We start from the raw sequence: 19043 nt of genomic DNA on the forward strand, positions 1-19043 counted from the left end.
AATACGAAAGAAGAATCTGAGTTGCACTAGATTATAATAGTAATATCCAATATTTTTATAAAAAAAATTCTTGCTATGATAGAACTAACTGGGTATCAAATTCTCGATAGAATTTACTCAGGCACTCGCACCCTAGTTTATCGCGGCTCTCGCCTCTGCGACCAAAAATCTGTCATCATCAAAGTATTGCGGAACGAGTATCCCAAATTTAGCGAACTCTTGCAATTTCGCAATCAATACACGATCGCCAAAAACCTGAATTTGCCCGGACTCATTCAAACCTACAGCTTGGAAGCCTACCGGAACGGCTATGCGCTGATTATGGAAGACTTCGGGGGCATTTCTCTCAACCAATGGACTGGGAAAGGAAAAACGGTGCAATCTCTGGTTGAGTTTTTCCAAATAGCGATCGACCTAAGCAATACATTAGATATACTTTACCGCCACCGCATCATTCACAAAGATATTAAACCAGCCAATATTTTAATTAATCCTGAGACTAAACAAGTCAAACTTATTGACTTTAGTATTGCATCTTTGCTACCGCGAGAAACTCAAAGGGTGATGAGTCCCAACGTGCTAGAAGGGACACTAAGCTATTTGTCTCCTGAACAAACAGGAAGGATGAATCGCGGCATTGACTACCGCACAGATTTTTATTCTTTGGGTGTCAGTTTTTATGAATTGCTGACGGGAGAGTTGCCGTTTCAATCTAACGATCCGATGGAATTGGTACACTCTCATATTGCCAAACAACCGCCGCCCCTTAACGAAAACACAAGGGAAGGAATTCCCCAAGTTCTGTGGGACATCGTGATGAAATTGATGGCGAAGAATGCCGAAGACCGTTATCAGAGTGCTTTGGGGCTGAAATTTGATTTAGAATTTTGTTTGCGTCAATTAGAAGAAAGTGGTAAGATAGAAAGCTTTGCGATCGCGCAACGGGATGTTTGCGAGCGGTTCATCATACCAGAGAAACTCTACGGCAGAGAAAGCGAAGTTGCCCAATTATTGGCAGCGTTCGATCGCATCTCTGGTTGCGAGACTCTTTTTGGGAACCAGGGAAGGCGCGAGTTAATGCTGGTGGCGGGTTTTTCTGGCATTGGCAAAACTGCCATTGTGAACGAAATTCACAAACCAATTGTCCGCCAGCGCGGCTACTTCATCAAAGGCAAGTTTGACCAATTTAATCGCAATATTCCCTTCTCAGCTTTTGTCCAAGCATTTCGAGAATTAATGGGTCAATTGCTGAGTGAAAGCGAGGCTCAATTAGCAGCTTGGAAAACCCAAATTTTAGCTGCGCTGGGTGACAGCGCGCAAGTAATTATTGAAGTAATTCCTGAACTAGAGCAAATTATCTCCCAACAGGAAACCGCAACAGAACTGTCTGAGACGGCGGCACAGAACCGCTTTAATTTACTCTTTCAAAAATTCCTGCAAGTATTCACCACAAAAGAACATCCCTTAGTAATTTTCCTCGATGATTTGCAGTGGGCTGATGCGGAATCTTTGAAATTGATGCAGTTGTTGATGAGCGAGTCACACGGCAGATATCTATTATTAATAGGAGCTTATCGCGACAAGGAAGTTTCTGCCGCTCATCCTTTGATGTTGGCGTTAGAGGAGATTGGGAAATCACAAGCTGCCATCAAAACGATTACATTAGCCCCTCTGACTGAAACGAGTTTAAATCAACTCGTTGCCGATACGCTTAGCTGTTCGCCCGAAATCGCACAACCATTAACTCAACTAATTTATCCAAAAACCAAAGGCAATCCATTTTTTAGCGTGCAATTCCTGAAAATGCTGCACGATGAGGGGCTGATTCAGTTTGACTTTGATGAGGGCAATTGGCAATGCGACATTGCCAAAGTAAAAGCATTAGCAGTGACGGATGATATCGTTGAGTTTATGGCGTTGCAGTTGCAAAAATTGCCGCCAGCGACTCAGAATGTGTTAAAGTTGGCGGCTTGTATTGGCAATCAATTTGATTTGGGTACTTTGGCCGTTGTTTCTGAGCAATTAGCAACAGAAACGGCGGCGGATTTGTGGAAGGCATTGCAAGAGGAGTTAATCCTTCCTGAAAGTAAAGTCTACAAGTTTTATATGGGGCAGGAAAAACAGGAACAGGTACAAAATTCCCAGGTGGTGAATTACAAGTTTCTTCACGATCGCGTCCAGCAAGCCGCCTATTCCCTGATTCCTGAAGACCAAAAACAATCCGTCCATTTGCACATTGGGCAATTGCTATTGGCTGGAACCTCAGCAGAGCAACTAGACGAGAAAATTTTTGCGATTGTCAGTCAATTTAATCTGGGCATCGATCGCATCGCAATTCAGGCTCAGCGAGACCATGTAGCCAATCTCAATTTGATGGCTGCACGTAAAGCGCGGCTGTCGGCTGCTTACCCAGCATCGGCTCAATACTGTGAGATAGGGCTGCAACTTTTAGCCACTGACAGTTCCGATCAATGGATCAGACAGCCCCTTGTTACTTCAGAACTGCACATTGAAGGGGCTAATTCAGCCTGTCTGATTGGCGCATTTGAGCGGGTAGATGCTTGCGTCGAGGCAGTTCTCCAGCATACGTCAAACCCCCTAGAACAAGTTAAAGCCTTAGAAATAAAGATTCAATCCTTGATTGCCCGCAATCAATTATCAGAGGCGATTCAGGTGGCACGGGCAATCCTTCAAGAGTTGGATGTGGAGTTGCCAGAACATCCCACCCAAGAAATGGTAGCCCCTGCTCTCAATGCTATTGGCGATCGACTGATGAGTGTGGATGTGATGAATTCACCAAAGATGAGCGATCCGCAGAAGCTGGCTGCAATGAATATTCTCAGCAGTATGGCTTCAGCAGCCTATATCGGTTCGCCCGCCCTCTATCCCTTGATTGTGCTCAAACAAATTGAATTGTCACTTCAGTTTGGAAATGCGATCCAAACACCCTATGCTTATTCAACCTATGGACTAATTCTTTGTGCATATGGTGGGCAAATTGTAGCCGGAAATCATGCTGCTGATATCGCGATCGCCTTGATGGAAATGTTTAAAGCATCGAGTTTTAAAGCGAAAATTTTCAATTTAGTTTATCCATTTGTTCGCATTTGGCAGGAGCCGATGCACACTGTACTGATGCCTCTGCTGGAAGGCTATCAAGGGGGTTTGGAAACGGGAGATTTGGAGTTCGCTGCTTACTGTGCCTATAACCGCTGTCAACTCGCTTATGCTGCGGGAAATGAACTTCTACAACTGGGAGAAGAGATGCAAACCTATGCAGAGGCGATCGCCCAGCTCAAACAAACAACTGCTCTAAACTTTCAGCAAATTGTGCAACAGGCCGTCTTAAATTGGACAGGGGAAGCCGACTATCCCCAGAAATTGGTTGGAGAAGCTTACGATGAAACGACACGATTACCTCAGCATAAATTAGCAGGAGATACTTACTCGATCGGGAGCGTCTCTGCTCATAAATTGATTCTGGCTTACCATTTTGGGCAACCCCAGGAAGCTCTGGAGATAGCTCAAATTGCCGAGAAAACTGTTGGTGGCATTATCGGAACTGTGTTCTATGGAGTCTTTTATTTCTATCATGCACTGACGTTACTCGCAAACACAAACACCTTGCCAATCAGTGAAGCGGTTACGAAGGATCTTGAGCAACTTACTAACTGGGCAACTCATGCACCCATGAACTTTGGCCACAAATGCGATTTAATTCGAGCCGAACAGCAGCGAATTTTAGGAAACAAAGCAGAGGCGATCGACCTCTACGATGGCGCGATCTTCCTCGCTAAAGAAAACCAATTCCTCAACGAAGAAGCCTTAGCCAACGAACTCGCCGCTAAATTCTACCTCAATTGGGGCAAAGAAAAAGTTGCCGCAGGCTATATGCAGGAAGCCTACTATTGTTACGCCCGCTGGGGAGCAAAAGCCAAAACCGATGACCTAGAAAAACGTTATCCCGATCTGCTGCGCCCCATCTTACAACAGGCAGCCCAACCCCTCTCTATTTTAGAAACCCTATCCACACTCACCAATTCAACCTACTCCTTTCATTCGAGCGCCCACCACACTACCTCCAGTACCTCCATCAACCAGGCTCTAGATTTTTCTACCCTGCTGCAAATCTCCCAAGTCATCTCCAGCACGATCGACCTGGATGAGTTGCTGCAAATTGTGACCCAAACCATGTTACAAAACTCGGGAGCCGATCGCTGTGTACTGATGCTCTGCCAAGATCAACAATGGCAGGTGCGGGCGATGGCTACCGGGGAATACATTAGCCTGCAAACGGAACCCCTAGAGAACAATCCTACCGTTCCGGTTAAATTAATCCACTATGTAAAAAACACCCTAGCAACAGTTGTCATCGATCAGCTCAAAACCGATGTGCCTGTGATTGACGATTATTTAGAGTACCACCAACCAGAGAGTTTGCTGGGTTTGCCAATTCTAAATCAGGGGAATTTGGTCGGCATTTTGTATCTAGAAAATCGGATCACAAGTGGAGTGTTTAGTCGCGATCGCGTCCTACTGCTGAATTTTCTCTCTAGTCAAGCGGCGATCGCTCTGGAGAATGCCCGCCTCTATCACCAAGTGCAGCAGACTTTGAATGAACTTCAGCAAACTCAGATGCAAATGATCCAAAGTGAAAAGATGTCAGCATTAGGTAATCTCGTGGCAGGGGTTGCCCATGAAATCAACAACCCCGTTGGTTTTATTTCCGGGAACATTAATGAAGCTCATGCTGGAGTCCAAGACTTAATTGATTATTTGCGCCTCTATCAAGAAAAGTTTCCTCAAGCGGAAGCAGAATTGATTGAGAAAGCAGAGCAAATAGATTTAGATTATCTCGTAGAAGATTTACCCAAAATGTTGAGTTCCATGAAAATAGGATGCGAGCGCATCAAAAACATCAGCACTTCCCTCCGCACTTTCTCTCGCGCCGATACGGTACATAAAGTTGAGGCTAATATCCACGAAGGACTCAATAGCACTTTGATGATTTTACGCCATCGCCTGAAAGCGAACGACAAGCATCCTGAAATTAAAATCATTAAAGACTACGGCAATGTTCCCAAAGTAAAATGTTATTTAGGACAATTAAACCAGGTATTTATGAATCTGTTGGCCAATGCGATAGATGCCTTAGAAGAATCCAATCAAGGACGGACTTTTGCCGAGATTCAAGCCCACCCCAATCAAATCACTATTCGGACACAAGTAGAAAGGAAAAATGTAAAAATTTCCATCGCCGATAACGGAAATGGAATGTCCGAAGAGGTCAAAAATCGGATTTTTGACCATCTATTTACCACTAAGGACGTGGGCAAAGGAACTGGGTTAGGACTGGCGATCGCGCGTCAAATTGTAGAAGAAAAACACGGCGGTAAACTGAGTTGTATTTCTTCACTGGGAGAAGGAACAGAGTTTGTCATTGAGATTTTAATTGATTAAAACTCATGACTAAAGACTCAGGACTATTGCAGCGGCAAAAATACCGTCATCACCTCACCCTTTTGGGGCCGCTGGCGAATTACTAGCTTCCCGCCAGCAGCCCGAAATAAATTCTTAGTCACGCTCAAATTTAAACTCAAACTTCCCGTCTCTGGCTGCACCATCAACAAAGGCCCGATCGATCGCAAAGGACCATTTGCCTTAGCTGCAAAAGTCGATGCGCCATTATCTTCAGGTAGGTGTTCCGATTCCAACTGCAACTTTAATTGATCGCCCGCCAATGTCACCTCCACCTGAATGCGACTCCCCGAGGGCAAAGTTCGAGTAAAATTCTCAATCAAATTAGTTAAAACCTGATCCAACATCGTCGGGTCGCTGACTACCGCCGGCAACTTTTTCGGCACAATAACTTCCAAAGTGTGGTTTCGCACAGTCGCCTGTTTTTGCCAGCGGGGAATGCTATTTTGCAGAACTTCACCTAGGGACATTGCTGTTAGCTGCACGCCCGAATTTTTAGCTTGCGACATTTCCAATTCCACGGCGCGGAAAATTAAACCGAAGCGATCGATCTGAGCGGTACACTCAGCATCAATCATTTCCAAACGCTTGACCACCACCGGATCGAGTTTGGGACGTTTCAGCAACAATCGAGTCAGCGTGCGAATAGTAGCCAAAGGAGTGCGGACTTCGTGGGCGATCGCCTGTAGCAATTCCACCTCTTTAGTAGCGAGAGGAATTGCAGATTTGCAGTTGATATCTGTAGCCGATAACTTTTTATGCCTAGAGTTCAAACCATCATCAATTCTTTCATCCTTTACCCTGCCTGCTTCCTCTTTCCCAACTGGCAAATTATGCAATAGCAAGCGGCTGAACTGCATCACTGTTTGATAATTTGGAGCAACAGGCAAAAACTGCTGGAACAGCGCGTCTAATTTAGTAGAATTATTAGTTAATTGGCTAACTGGTAAATTGAAGCTGCCGTCAGAATTGGCAAGCAAACTGTCGCTTTCAGTCACCCGGCGCCGCAAAACCTCCCAAGCTTTGGCGACTACTTGCGGGTCGAAAGAAAATAGAAAAGCCGGAATTCCCGCAGAATTTTCACCCAAAACCATCACCAAGCTAAAACTAGCAGTTAAAACCAAACAAAACTGCTCGTTGGCTAAGGGATCGCCACTTGCCAAAGCCAAAGCCGGGGCCGCCGCAGGCACAGATATTTGCACCTCAGCCGCCGGCAGTAAAGCTAAAGTTTGTCTCGCCCGAAAAGACCACAAAGCTGCATCGTTGTCGGGCATACTGGTAAAAATCCAATTGGCAAAGCCCGCAGCCAAAGCGGGGTCAGTCAAAACGGAAGACGGGCCCGACAAAACCAATCCCTGACAGGAATTGGGGATTGTCGATCGACAATTTGCTCGATCGGCATCTGTTTTTTGTCCTGATTTTTGCCGATCGAGCATTTGATTCAAAGCTGCGATCGCCCCGTACCATTCCTGTTCAGCTTTCAGCCGAGAAGCCCCACGGCTTGCAGGACACCGATGGCGGTTGTTTTCTCCCGCCAACTTAGCATCAAAGAGACTCAGGTCATTTTCTTGGCCTTCGGAGGCTAAAATTTCGCTTATTGTCGGTAAAAAGTAAGTATTCACAGTTATAAACCCACCTTCGGAGGCATGAAGGGTGAAGTATTTATGTATAGGAAAGTTCAGGAGTTAGGAGTCAAGCACTAGCACGATCGAAAAATCCCGCATAATTTCTTGCACCTTCCTCCTAACTCACAGGATATCCACATTTGTCAACTAACGATATTGGCAGAACCGTACCAATAAGCCGCAATCTCCGCGCTTGGGGCGATATTTTGCACGATCGCCCTGACAAAAGTGCAAAATGAAGTAAGTTAAACACCGTGCTTTCCTTATGCCCACCTCGATCGCCGACTCGAAAAATCTGCTGTCAGACTTAATGGCACGCTACCGTCACCAAGTCGATTATCTGGCAATTCGACTGGAAGAAGCCGAAGGCACCGACATCCTGCTGCGGGGCGAAAAAATTGAAACCCTCAGCGAAGGAGTCTCAATTGGCGGCCAAGTCAGAGCTTGTCACAAAGGTGGCTGGGGCTTTGCCAGTTTTAACCGACTTTCCACCCTCGCCGAAAGAATCGAAGAAGCCATCGCCGCAGCCAAACTGATCGGGGAAGAAGAAACGATTCTGGCGCCAGTTACCCCAATACAAGACATTTGCTTGCTGCCGCTGACAGGAACAGACCCCCGTCTGGTTCCCCTAATTGACAAAAAGCAATTGTGCGATCGCTACGCGGCGATTCTCCGCAGCATTGACCCCCGCATCGCCACAATCTCCGTGCGCTACGGCGACAGCACCCAGCGGATGATCCTCGCCACCTCCGAAGGCACCATGCTCGAACAAGGTTGGGCAGACATGGAAATGCGCTTTGCCGCCACAGCCCGCAGCGGGGAAACCGTACAAACCGGCCGCGAAACCACTGGTTCCCGCAAAGCTTACGAAGATTTAACCGATCTCGATGTTCAAGTTCGCAGCGCCGCCCAGAGAGCCGTAGATTCCCTAGCCTTACCCCCCGTCCAAGGCAACACCTACACCGTCGTCATTGACCCAATTTTGACCGGATTGTTCGTCCACGAAGCCTTCGGACACCTTTCCGAAGCCGACATGGCCTACGAAAATCCCGACATCTTGGAAATTATGACCCTGGGTCGCCAGTTCGGTCCCAAAAACTTGCAAATTTTCGACGGTGCAGCGCCAGAGGGACACCGGGGCAGCTATTTCTACGACGATGAAGGCACTCCGGCGACTACTACTCAGTTAATTAAAGACGGTGCTTTAGTCGGACGGCTGCACTCGCGGGAAACTGCGGGCAAATTGGGAGAAACGCCTACTGGCAATGCTCGCTGTTTGAATTATCACTATCCGCCGATCGTCCGCATGACGAATACTTGGATCGAACGGGGTGACACGCCAGTTGCTGACTTATTTTCTGGTATCAAAGAAGGAGTTTATGCGCGCAATTGGCAAGGCGGCATGACTAACGGCGAGATGTTTACTTTCAGTGCCGGCGAAGCTTGGATGATCCGCGACGGAAAACTAGACAATCCGGTGCGGGATGTTACCCTTTCGGGTAATGTTTTCAGCACTTTAGCCGATATTGAGGCGATCGGCGACGATTTCTACTGGGATGAATCCGGCGGCTGCGGCAAAGCAGGACAAAGCGGTTTGCCCGTGGGCTGCGGCGGCCCGAGTTTGCGGATTCGCGATGTCGTTGTTGGTGGCGAAGCTGCGGAAGAAGATTAAAGCTTCAAAAGTTTAAAAAATAAAGGTAAAGCGCCAGATTCCTACTCGCGCTTTACCTTTATTTTTTGAGTGCAACATTTCGCGCCCGTTTGTGGTGTCTGATGTTGTGACGAGATTGGGCAAAAAAACCCCAATAGCGAACAATTATGCCTTGAGTCGTCAAATACCGCTAAAAAATCGGTTTTTTGCTACGCAGTACGTAAGTCCCCAATTAATAAATCGAAATCTTCAATTTTTCTCTTCTTATCCCAATTTTTAATTCTCCCATTCTCCCCCTAATTCCCTGCAATTATTGCTTTTTTCTGCTTTATCTCCCCTTGCCTCGGTCTGGCGCCTCATTTTTATCGTTATCTGCATCTGCGTCAAAGGTCGGAGTGTCGGCTAGAGTGGTTAAAATTTCGGGAGCAGAGTTGTCTTGAGCAAAAAAGGTCGATCGAGTTTCTAAGCTTTGAGCATTAACTGCGCCAGCAGTCAGTAACAGGCTTGACATCAGGATGGAAGAGTAAACGCGCATCATAAATTTTGGTGTTTGTATTTTCCCCTTCTTGATACGCAGTCTGCACTCTGCTATCAGGATAAAAAAAATAATTGTGACGAAATCCTCAATTAGTAAGTGACCGCACCTACAATTTTTTTGAGTTTTGGTTAAAAGCTGGTGAAATCCATCATCTAGCTCGCTGGTTCGCTGGTAATTTCTAGTTCTCTGCTACTTGCGGGCAACCAGCAGAATTCAAGACCCTGTTCAAAAAAATAATGCTACTCTTCTATGCCCGTCTTCCCAACCCTGGTAGTTATAAATCATTCCCAAATCTAAAATCTAAAATCTAAAATGATATGACCCCTGGAATCCTCTTGAAAGGGGCTTCCAACAAGGAAACGAAAACCGCCAATTGTAAAGTTTTACTACTTTTATGATTGACTTCATAATTTATTTAGTTGAAGCGGCAACCCGGGGATTAAAGACACAACAGGAAAGTACCCAGGCGCGCCATCAGCAGCTTACATATAAATATCTTGGTGAATGAGATTCCTTAAAGCGGGCACTGCCTCATTTTTCACATTAACTTCATAAATGATTGCTATTGTATTTTTAAATAAATTGTGAACCTTTGATTTTTTCTGATTTTTGCCGATCTTTTCCGATCTTTTCTTCTCTGGCTTTGTGACAAGAGCGGTTACGCGCCACTCCGAAGGAGGAGTCGAAAGCGGTTGGGGAAAAAAAACCCGTTCACAAAATCGTGGAGTCAATCTCAAATCTCAACTCTCAAATCGAACTGGCGCGCAGGGAGTAAAAAAACTGGTTTTAAAACTGATATCGCGGAGTCAATCTCAAATATCAAATCTCACAGCGACTGACTTGCACATCTACCTGCAGGAATAGCGACTCAAGGGTTGACGAGTTGTCCAAAATAACATCAGCTTGTTGACATTTTTGAGCTAGCGGCAACTGAGTGTTAATGCGGGCCTGAGCTCGATCGTAACTCAAGCCGTCTCGCTGCATTAGTCGTTCTAACTGCACTTCGGGTGAACAGTACACGACCCAAATTTCGGTACACAAGTCAGTCATATTAGCTTCAAACAACAGTGGCACTACTAAAACCAAAGTCAACGTGTCAGTGGGGGCGCAGAAAGCGGAGTTTGTTTCAACAATACTTCGTTCTAGCTTTTGATCGCGGTGAAAAAACTTGGTTTCTTGAGTTTTTGTACCTAAATTCTGTGTGTCCTGAGATACCGGAGTCAATGCAGCAATGCAGCTTTGAGTTTCCTCAACAAATCGGCGGCGCACGTAAGGGTGAATCTGTTGTTCCAACCACTGCCGCTCCGCTGCGTTACAAAAAATAATACTTCCCAACTCCGGCCGATTTAAAGTGCCGTCCGGGAGCAAAATACCGGCGCCGTATCGTTCTACAATAGAGTCAAGTATTGGCGAACCGGGGTTCACAGCTTCGCGGGCGTAAATATCGGCATCTAAAATCGGAAATCCACAGGCATCTGCCAGATAATTAGATATAGCGGTTTTACCGGTGGCGATGCCCCCAGTTAAACCGATCAGACGGACAATTCGATCGCTCATAATTTTCTCTGTTTAAACTTCCTGTGTTTCGACACTTACTGTCAGTCTTTGCTATGTTGGTGACACAATCAAATTTAGACTTAAAATTTAAGATTTGCGATCGAGAGTTCGCGTTAGTAAGTGTCAGGATTGGGGTGCGATCGACTCTTTTTTACCTAAAATCTCAATTTTAAACTCGAATGAAGGTCTAGACCGAGGCAAACTTATGAATGCTCAACGTGCTGTGCGGTCGATTCTGGCAGCAATTCCCCTTGCTGGATTTTTGATATTAGATTTTTTCCCCAACCTGGTTTTGCTCAAAGAAAACAGCAGGGGATGGATACTCGTGGCAATTTATCCCCAATCTCAAATTGCTGCGGCACAATCTATTATTTCAGCCCCAGACGGCACCGGAACCGCTGTCACCGCCCCAGGTACAGGGTCGCCCCCCCGCTACGACATTAAGGGCGGCACTCCCTCCAGAGACGGAGCAAATCTGTTCCACAGTTTTACTCGGTTCGGTCTGAATTCTGGCGAAACTGCCAATTTCATCTCCAACCCAACCGTTAAAAATATCCTCGGCCGCGTTGTCGGCGGGGACGCTTCCTTAATTAACGGTCTCATTCAAGTTACTGGCGGCAATTCTAACTTGTTGCTGATGAATCCCGCAGGGATTATTTTTGGAACGAATGCCCGACTCGACGTGTCCGGGTCTTTTTTGGCTACCACCGCTAGCGGTATCGGTTTTGACGACCGTTGGTTCAACGGTACAGGCGCGAACGACTACCCAGCCCTAGTCGGAGCGCCGAATGCTTTTGTTTTTGGCTCACAGCCCGCGAGTATTGTCAATGCCGGTAACTTGGCTGTCGGAACCGGGCAAAATTTGACTTTGCTGGGCGGCACGGTCATCAGTACAGGGCAACTTTCAGCCCCGGGCGGTCAAATTACTGTGGCGGCTGTCCCGGGCAAAAATCTCGTGCGGTTCAGTCAAAACGGACTTTTGCTGAGTTTAGAAGTTTCTCCAGCAGCCGGAATGTCGGGTTCGGAAGCTGTTCCCTTCTCTCCCCAGAGTTTACCAGGGCTGCTGTCGGGTCCCGGCGTGGCTAACGCTACGGGTATAACTACGAACGCTCAAGGTGAAGTTGTGCTCACAGGCGGCCAAACAGTGCCAGGAGGTGCTGGAACTGCGCTGGTAGCGGGATCTGCGGACGTGTCTGCTACGGGGGGCGCGGGAGGAAGCGTCAACGTGTTGGGCGACAAGGTAGGGCTGTTGGGAGCGAAGATTGAGGCTTCTGGACCCGACGGCGGCGGAACGGTGCGGATCGGGGGAGATTACCGAGGCGAGGGAACTGTGCCGAATGCCAGGATGACTTACGTGGATGGCAAAAGTTCGATCGCTGCCAACGCCACTCAATCAGGCAATGGCGGCAGAGTTGTTGTCTGGGCTGACAACACAACAGCATTTTTGGGCAGCATCAGCGCAAATGGCGTTTCTGCAACGGGAACCGCAGGTGTTGGGGGGTTTGTGGAAGTTTCGGGCAAGCAAAGATTGATTTTTAACGGTACTGTTGATACCTCTGGGACCAACGGTTTGGGGACTTTGCTGTTAGATCCATACAATATTTTAATTACAGATTCCCTACAACGTGGGGGCGATGCCGAAATAATTGCCGACAATAATATTTTGGCAACAGAAACGCTACCAGGACAGCAAAACAATTCTGAGCCTTCGCTGACAATTTCGGCTAGAGCTTTGGAAAGTATGTCGGCTACGTCAAATGTGGTTCTCGAAGCGCTCAATGATATTACAATTGCTGATTTGGCGGACAATCAGTTGAGCTTTCAAGCAACTACTGGTTCGGTAACATTGAGGGCAGATGCCGATCGCAATGGTGCGGGTGCTTTTTCGATGAATGCGGCCGATACAATTAGCACGGCTGGCGGTGCGATCGCGATTTCGGGAAATCAAATTACTGCGGGCAATTTGTCGAGTAACGGCGGAAATATTAGTTTGATTAGTCAGGGTTCGACAGTTGCAAACGATATTTCTTCATCCAATCCTAGCACCGGAACCAGCGGGAATATTTTACTCGAAGGCCTGAACGTAACAGCCCAAAAAATTGATGCCAGCGGCCGGGAAGCGGCGGGAAATGTAACTGTGACGGCTCGGAATGTTCTGGGAGTGAGCTTCGTCGCAGGGGGCTCGGGAAACATTACTTTGACTGGTAATGAAATTAATTTCAAAGGCGAAAAAAATTCGGTCAGCGGTACTGGCTTTTTGGTACTGCAACCTTGGAGTCCCGGTCAAAATATTGCGATCGGCGGTTCTGGAGATGTCGGTACTAATATTTATTTGAATCTGACGGCAAGCGACCTCGGAAGTTTGGAAAATGGGTTTGCTGGAATTACGATCGGCCGCAGCAACGGTATCGGTTCAATTCTCATTGCCAACGATTTCACATTTTACGATCCGCTAATTATTCAATCGCCAGCGGGTTTGGGAACAATCACTACCACAAATTCCTTGACGGCGGCCGACAATGCCTCAATTACTCTCAAAGCTGACGGCAATATCAGAACCGGAAATATCACTACCAACAATCAGGAAATTCGCATCGTCAGCACCGCAGGCAATGTCACAACCGGTCGGCTACTTACTGGAACTTCCCGCACCATCAACACTTCTGTCAATTCTTCCGAAGATTCAGGCAATTCGGCGGGAGATGTTAGTGTTACCGCACAGGGCACGGTGACTGCGGGGGCGATTGACACAAGGGGCGATCGCGCGGGGAATGTGACGCTGACGGGGCGCAATGGAGTCACTGCAGGGGCGATCGAAGCTGGCGACTCGCAAACAGGGGGAGATATTACCCTGACGGGCAACGAAATTGATTTGAGGGGTGACAAAAATTCGATCGCCAGCAACGGCAATCTGGTGTTGCAACCGGCCGATCCAAGCCAAAACATTATAATTCAAGGTTCTGACGATACAGAAGCTCTGAACTTGACTGCTGCTGAATTGAACACTTTTCGGAATGGGTTTGCTTCGATCGCGATCGGCCGCGCTGACGGTAGCGGTCTGATTTCGATTCCTTCTGGAACGCCAAATTCAACGCCGAATTCAACGCCAGTGGCGGTGACATTTCAAGATCCGACGACGATTCGATCGCCCAATGGCGCAGGCGCGATCGTGGGAACGAGTGCGATCGTCGGCACTGATAACGCCACGATCTCTCTGATGGGCGGTACTGTAGCCGTCGGAGACCTTACCTCGACTGCGGGGATTAACATCACTACCAGTCAAGGCAAGTTGACTGCTGGTACGGTTTCATCTCGCTCAACTTCCGGGGTGGCGGGCCCTATCACTATTCGCAGCGCCGGTGCGGTAGAAACCGGCAACATCGATGCTTTTGGTGCCAGAAGCGGGGGAGATATTTCGATTGCGGCGCCGGGCCGGATCGTTACAGGGGTGATCAACTCGAGTTCGCAATCGGGAAGTGCCGGTTCGAGCCAAATTACCGGGAACAAAGATATTGAAGTTGTTTCGATCAAAGCTCGTGGCAATACCGGCGGCGATGTGGCAATCGAAGCTGGGGGAGCATTTCGGGCTGCGGGAACAGGAACGGCTGCTGAGCGCGCCCAGGTCAGCATTTCTACAGACGGGCTGGCTCAATCGGGTTCACAGACGCTGCTGCAAAGCACTTGCCCGTCGGGAACCTGCACGGCGGCGACTGTTGGGACGGGAAACTCGAAGTCGAACACTGCCACCTCCTCAACTGCGATCGGGCCGCTGGCGATCGTGTCGAGTCCGGCACCAACTAGCAGCGTGGAACTGAAAACTACAGACAATTCTCAACAAATTGTGACTCAGGTGAGTCTCCCTCCCGCAGCGTCGGTGCCAAAGGGCAGTACCACAAATGTCTCGCCAGAACCTGCTGCTGCGTCTGTTGATGCGCGGCCCAACGAGACTGCGGCCGGCTCCTCGGTAGTGCTGGCGCCGTCGGTGTTAACAGACAATTTGGGCGCGCCTGCGACGACAGAAAACGGCAGCGTGGCAACAACTCCACAGAAGCCTGCGAGTGCGGTGAGTGCAGAAAGTATCGGGAATGTGAGGGTTCCTGAGATTTCTCGATCGAGTTCGATCGCGCAAATAAGTCCGATCGACGCAGTGCAGCAAAGGGATAGAACTCAGGGCCGGGAATTTGAACGTTACTTTGGGGGTAATCTCACTGAAAAGTCAGTCACGCAGCAAAGTATTCGAGATACTCTCAGCAGCGTCAATCGGTTGACTGGGGTTAAACCCGCGATCCTTTACGTATGGGCGAAAGAAAAACATTTAGAACTTGTGTTGTTATTGCCAGACGGCAAAAATGTTTTTAAAAGCGTGCCTGCAAGCCGCGAGACAGTGCTGCAAGTTGCTAAAAAATTCACTAATGCTATCAGAACTCCTAGGAGATTGAATGCTGCTAATTACAAGGAACCTGCCGAGCAACTTTACCAGTGGTTAATTGCACCGCTGCAACCGGAATTGGAGGCTAACAAGATTGACACTTTGGTGTTTTCGATGGACGCCGGTTTGCGAACTTTGCCTTTGGCTGCTCTTTACGACGGCAAGCAGTTTTTGGTAGAAAAGTACAGTTTGGGGCTGATTCCGAGTTTGAGTTTAACTGATACTCGCTATGCCGATGTTAAGGGTTCTGAAGTGTTAGCGATGGGTGCGTCGAATTTTCCTGCCAAATACGATCAAAATCCTTTGCCTGCGGTGCCGCTGGAAATATCGACAATTGTCGGCAAGATTTGGCCGGGTTCGTCTTTTCTCAATGAAGCTTTTACTTTGGCAAATTTGAAGAACAAGCGCAATCAACCGCAATACAAAATTATTCATTTAGCTACTCACGGGGATTTTCAGCCTGGGGGGGCGGAAAATTCTTACATTCAGTTTTGGGATACTAAGTTGCAGTTGAATCAGTTGGAGCAGTTGAAGCTATCTAACCCGCAGGTGGAGTTGTTGGTTTTGAGTGCGTGTACTACGGCGGTGGGAGACGAACAAGCTGAGTTGGGGTTTGCAGGGTTGGCGGTACACGCGGGGGTAAAATCTGCTTTGGCGAGTTTGTGGTATGTCAGCGATGTCGCTACTTTGGGGCTGATGACTGAGTTTTACCAGGAGTTGCGTACAGCGCCGATTAAGGCTGAGGCTTTGCGGCAAGCGCAGTTGGCGATGCTGCGGGGAGAAGTGCGGTTGCAAGATGGTTATTTGGTGCGATCGGGCAACTATGAAGCTCTGCCTTTGCCGTCGGAGTTGACCACCAGGGGCGATCGAAATTTCTCGCATCCTTATTATTGGGCTGCTTTTACCATGATCGGTTCGCCTTGGTAATTCTGAAGCAGGAAGGAATCAGGGTGCGATGTTCAAACTCACTAATAACTAATGACTTATGACTCATGATTAATTGCTAGCTGCGATTTGACTCAAGCCTTTGAGGATTCGGAGTACATCATGTAAATTATTCGTGCGATCTGGGGGGGTGACAACCCGCCTGAAACCCAGAGGGGGTAAAGGGTGGGCTGATTTGTGGTAAAAAAAGATAGGCAGCCTGTGTTGTTACACGCTAGCCTATCTCAAAAAATATGTTACCAACATTTTATCAGACCCACTTACAAAAACAACTGACCCAGACCCAATTTATTCTACTCACAATCTTGCTCTCTTTGATACAATCCGAGAAACAAGTGAGATTAGAACGGCTCGCACTCCTTATTTCCCTATCCAATTACAACTGAAAGTCGGCGTCGCAAATTGCAGAGATTTTTGGAAATACCTCAATTAACGATCGCACTAATTTGGTTTCCCTTAATCACTTATTGGTTAACAACTTATTGCTCTGTGGGACAAACCATATCAGTTGCCATAGATCGGACTCAATGGGGCTGTATCAATCTTTTTACGATCGCCCTGATCTGGCAGAAAAGAGCCATCCCCTTATACTGGTGTTTGTTACCCAAATTAGGAAGCAGTAACTTACAAGAACAAACTCTTGCTCTACAACAAGTTTTACCATTATTTAAAGAATATAAACTTATTGTTTTAGGCGAGCGTGAATTTTGTTCAGTAGACTGGGGAAACTGTCTCAAGGCAATGGGTGTATCTTTTTGTTTAAGGCTAAAAAAGAATCATTGTCTGGAAACATAAAACTTAATCTGGCAACGTTTAGACCAATTGGGAGTAGTACCAGGAACTTCGTTATATTTTCAAGGAGTAAGGGTCAGAAAAACTCTGCCACTAGCAGGATTTGATATTGCTTGTAAATGGAAACGCAAATATCGGGGAAAGAAAGTAAAAGACGCCTGGTTTATTTTGACAGATTTAGGCTCGTTACCAGTAGCGGTCGCAGCTTATAAACAGCGAATGGGAATTGAAGAAATGTTCCCTTGACTGTAAGACAGGAGGTTATAATCTAGAAGGGAGTGGTTTAAGGGGAGATAGACTAATTAAGATGATTCTGCTAATGGTGCTCGTCTACACTTCGGCGATATTTCAAGGCACTGAAATTCCTAAAAAGCAGGTCCAAAAATATGTATCTCGCCTTAAACACAAGCGCAAAAAATACCGAAGGCGGAGCACATTTGGCGTTGGTAAGGATGGAGAGCAGTGGGTAAATTATCTCGATCGGCATTCCTTAGAAATCCAAGAATTAATGAAGTTAACTCGAAATAAACGTCGCTTTTATCAACAGGGGATACGGGCTGCAACCCTGATTGCGTCTATCTCCTAAACCTCTTTGTCACCCCCCCAGTCGTGCGATTGCTAATTCCAAATAAATCAGATGTGCTATATCGAGGTAATTCTCCTTTGACTAATTTAACAAATATGAAACTGCAACCTGTAGCAATCATGCCGTAATTAGGTTTCTCCGGGCTGGGATTTGCCAGCCTATAAGCTAAGATTTGCGCCAAGCCTGCTTCGATCGAAAATGAAACTCGCTTCGATTCTATTACCATCAGCCACAACTGCTCTTTTAAAACTAAAGTATCGAGGCTGCCTTTGATGATAAGGCCTTCATTTTATTCGCAAATTTCGACGGATTTTTCTGGCTTAATGTAGAAAGGATGCAGATAAAACTCGCCTGCAAATAACAGCGGAGAGACGCTCGACAAACTAATAGTTTTTTCCCGCATCGGCGGATACTCCAACAAGTTGAAGTAACCCGCTTTAATCTGATCTAGCTGTCGTTTTTGAAAAGCGCTAATTTCTGGCAACTCGTCTTGCCATTATCGGAAAAATTGGTCGTCTGTGACAAGTGGCAGGCCAAAAAGTGTTTTTAATTCTTCTAATGTGACATTTTTAGCTTGAATTGTTTGAACCCTAATTCGAGCCTGTTAATTTTATGGGGAATTACAATTTTATCAAATTTTCAGCTAATATTATGTCTACTCGAAAGAGTAGAACAAAATTGGTTCGTAGTGAGAACCCAGAGTCCTAATCCAACTCGCTCGGACTTGCATTCCTCACTACGAAATGGTAACGGTTATTTTATGGAAGATGATATAATAATAAGTCAAAATTGAATTCTGCTAATTCCAAATTTTTTGCAAATTGAGAACAAATCCCGGCAAAACATTTTCCCCAGAAAGGGTGAGAGGAGATTGTAAAACTTCCACATCTTGACCGGGGCGATAAATTTCAACTTCCCGTTTTTTGCGGTTAATCAGCCAACCCAAACGGCAGCCATTTTCCATATATTCTTGCATTTTTTCCTGAGTCTTTGTCAATCTGTCACTCGGAGAAAGAAACTCGATTACAAAATCAGGACACAAGGGGATAAATTTGTCTTTTTGTTCGGGTGTCAAAGCTTCCCAGCGGGCTTTTTCTACCCACGAGACATCAGGAGAGCGATCTGCTTTATTGGGCAGAGTAAACCCTGTGGAGGAATCAAACACTTCTCCGAGTTCAGTTCGATCGTTCCACGTCCAGATTTGAGCATTCGCTGTTGAGTTGCTTTTTCCCGTTTCTCCTCCGGTTGGTGGCATGACAATTAATTCTCCGTTGGCGTTCCGTTCAAGTTTCAACTCCGGGTTTTCTTCACACAGTTGATAAAACTGTTCCGAAGTTAGTTTGATAATGGAATTGAGGTTTAAGGTGATAGCAGTCATTGTTATTTACCTGCTGTTTGTATAAAGTTGATTAAGAATTAAAAATGAATAATCCCATTTTTAA

General features: G+C 46.7%; 11 protein-coding genes. 5 read left to right on the top strand and 6 right to left on the bottom strand.

Translation table 11 applies throughout. The features are described 5' to 3' along the window. Nucleotides 1–75: 75 nt before the first annotated feature. Complete coding sequence (locus QUA47_RS18515) at nt 76–5460, top strand: AAA family ATPase (RefSeq protein ID WP_333431790.1); 5385 nt, start codon at nt 76–78, stop codon at nt 5458–5460. 23 nt (nt 5461–5483) lie between these two features. On the opposite strand, the gene QUA47_RS18520 is transcribed toward QUA47_RS18515, so the two are convergent. Further along, on the bottom strand, nt 5484–7100 hold the full coding sequence (locus QUA47_RS18520) for a HAMP domain-containing sensor histidine kinase (RefSeq protein ID WP_333431791.1): 1617 nt from the start codon (nt 7098–7100) through the stop codon (nt 5484–5486). A 268-nt stretch (nt 7101–7368) separates the two neighbouring features. On the opposite strand from QUA47_RS18520, the gene QUA47_RS18525 reads away from it, so the two are divergent. Next, nucleotides 7369–8775 carry a TldD/PmbA family protein gene (locus tag QUA47_RS18525; RefSeq protein WP_333431793.1) on the top strand — a complete coding sequence of 469 codons (1407 nt, stop codon included), beginning with the start codon at nt 7369–7371 and terminating at the stop codon, nt 8773–8775. Between the two features lie 307 nt (nt 8776–9082). On the opposite strand, the gene patX is transcribed toward QUA47_RS18525, so the two are convergent. Beyond that, a complete protein-coding gene (gene patX / locus QUA47_RS18530; protein WP_333407759.1) occupies nt 9083–9292 on the bottom strand; it encodes a heterocyst-inhibiting protein PatX in 210 nt (69 codons plus the stop codon). Nucleotides 9293–10111: 819 nt separating this feature from the next. Further along, nucleotides 10112–10849, bottom strand: coding sequence for a dephospho-CoA kinase (coaE, locus tag QUA47_RS18535; RefSeq protein ID WP_333431794.1), 738 nt, complete (start codon nt 10847–10849; stop codon nt 10112–10114). A 205-nt stretch (nt 10850–11054) separates the two neighbouring features. Between coaE and QUA47_RS18540 the strand changes: the two genes are divergently transcribed. From QUA47_RS18540 to QUA47_RS18550, 3 genes are all read left to right on the top strand, one after another. Then, nucleotides 11055–16205 carry a CHAT domain-containing protein gene (locus QUA47_RS18540; protein ID WP_333431795.1) on the top strand — a complete coding sequence of 1717 codons (5151 nt, stop codon included), beginning with the start codon at nt 11055–11057 and terminating at the stop codon, nt 16203–16205. 432 nt (nt 16206–16637) lie between these two features. Beyond that, nucleotides 16638–17018 carry a hypothetical protein gene (locus tag QUA47_RS18545; RefSeq protein WP_333431796.1) on the top strand — a complete coding sequence of 127 codons (381 nt, stop codon included), beginning with the start codon at nt 16638–16640 and terminating at the stop codon, nt 17016–17018. A gap of 316 nt (nt 17019–17334) precedes the next feature. After that, nucleotides 17335–17601, top strand: a complete 267-nt coding sequence (locus tag QUA47_RS18550) for a hypothetical protein (protein ID WP_333431797.1) — start codon at nt 17335–17337, stop codon at nt 17599–17601. Here the strand turns inward: QUA47_RS18550 and QUA47_RS18555 are convergent. The 3 genes from QUA47_RS18555 to QUA47_RS18565 all read right to left on the bottom strand — a co-directional run bounded on the left by QUA47_RS18555 (nt 17591) and on the right by QUA47_RS18565 (nt 18979). Next, the gene (locus QUA47_RS18555) at nt 17591–17827 is read right to left on the bottom strand and encodes a hypothetical protein (RefSeq protein WP_333431798.1); all 237 of its coding nucleotides are present in this window, start codon (nt 17825–17827) and stop codon (nt 17591–17593) included. The two genes, QUA47_RS18550 and QUA47_RS18555, sit on opposite strands and share 11 nt — an antisense overlap. 63 nt (nt 17828–17890) lie before the next feature. Continuing rightward, entirely contained in the window at nt 17891–18085 is a 195-nt protein-coding gene (locus QUA47_RS18560) for a hypothetical protein (protein WP_333431799.1), read from the bottom strand. Between the two features lie 315 nt (nt 18086–18400). Continuing rightward, complete coding sequence (locus tag QUA47_RS18565; RefSeq protein ID WP_333431800.1) at nt 18401–18979, bottom strand: Uma2 family endonuclease; 579 nt, start codon at nt 18977–18979, stop codon at nt 18401–18403. Between the last annotated feature and the right edge of the window lie 64 nt (nt 18980–19043).

Origin of the sequence: Microcoleus sp. MON2_D5 (assembly GCF_036701905.1) — a bacterium.
In the GTDB taxonomy this organism is placed as follows: domain Bacteria; phylum Cyanobacteriota; class Cyanobacteriia; order Cyanobacteriales; family Microcoleaceae; genus Microcoleus.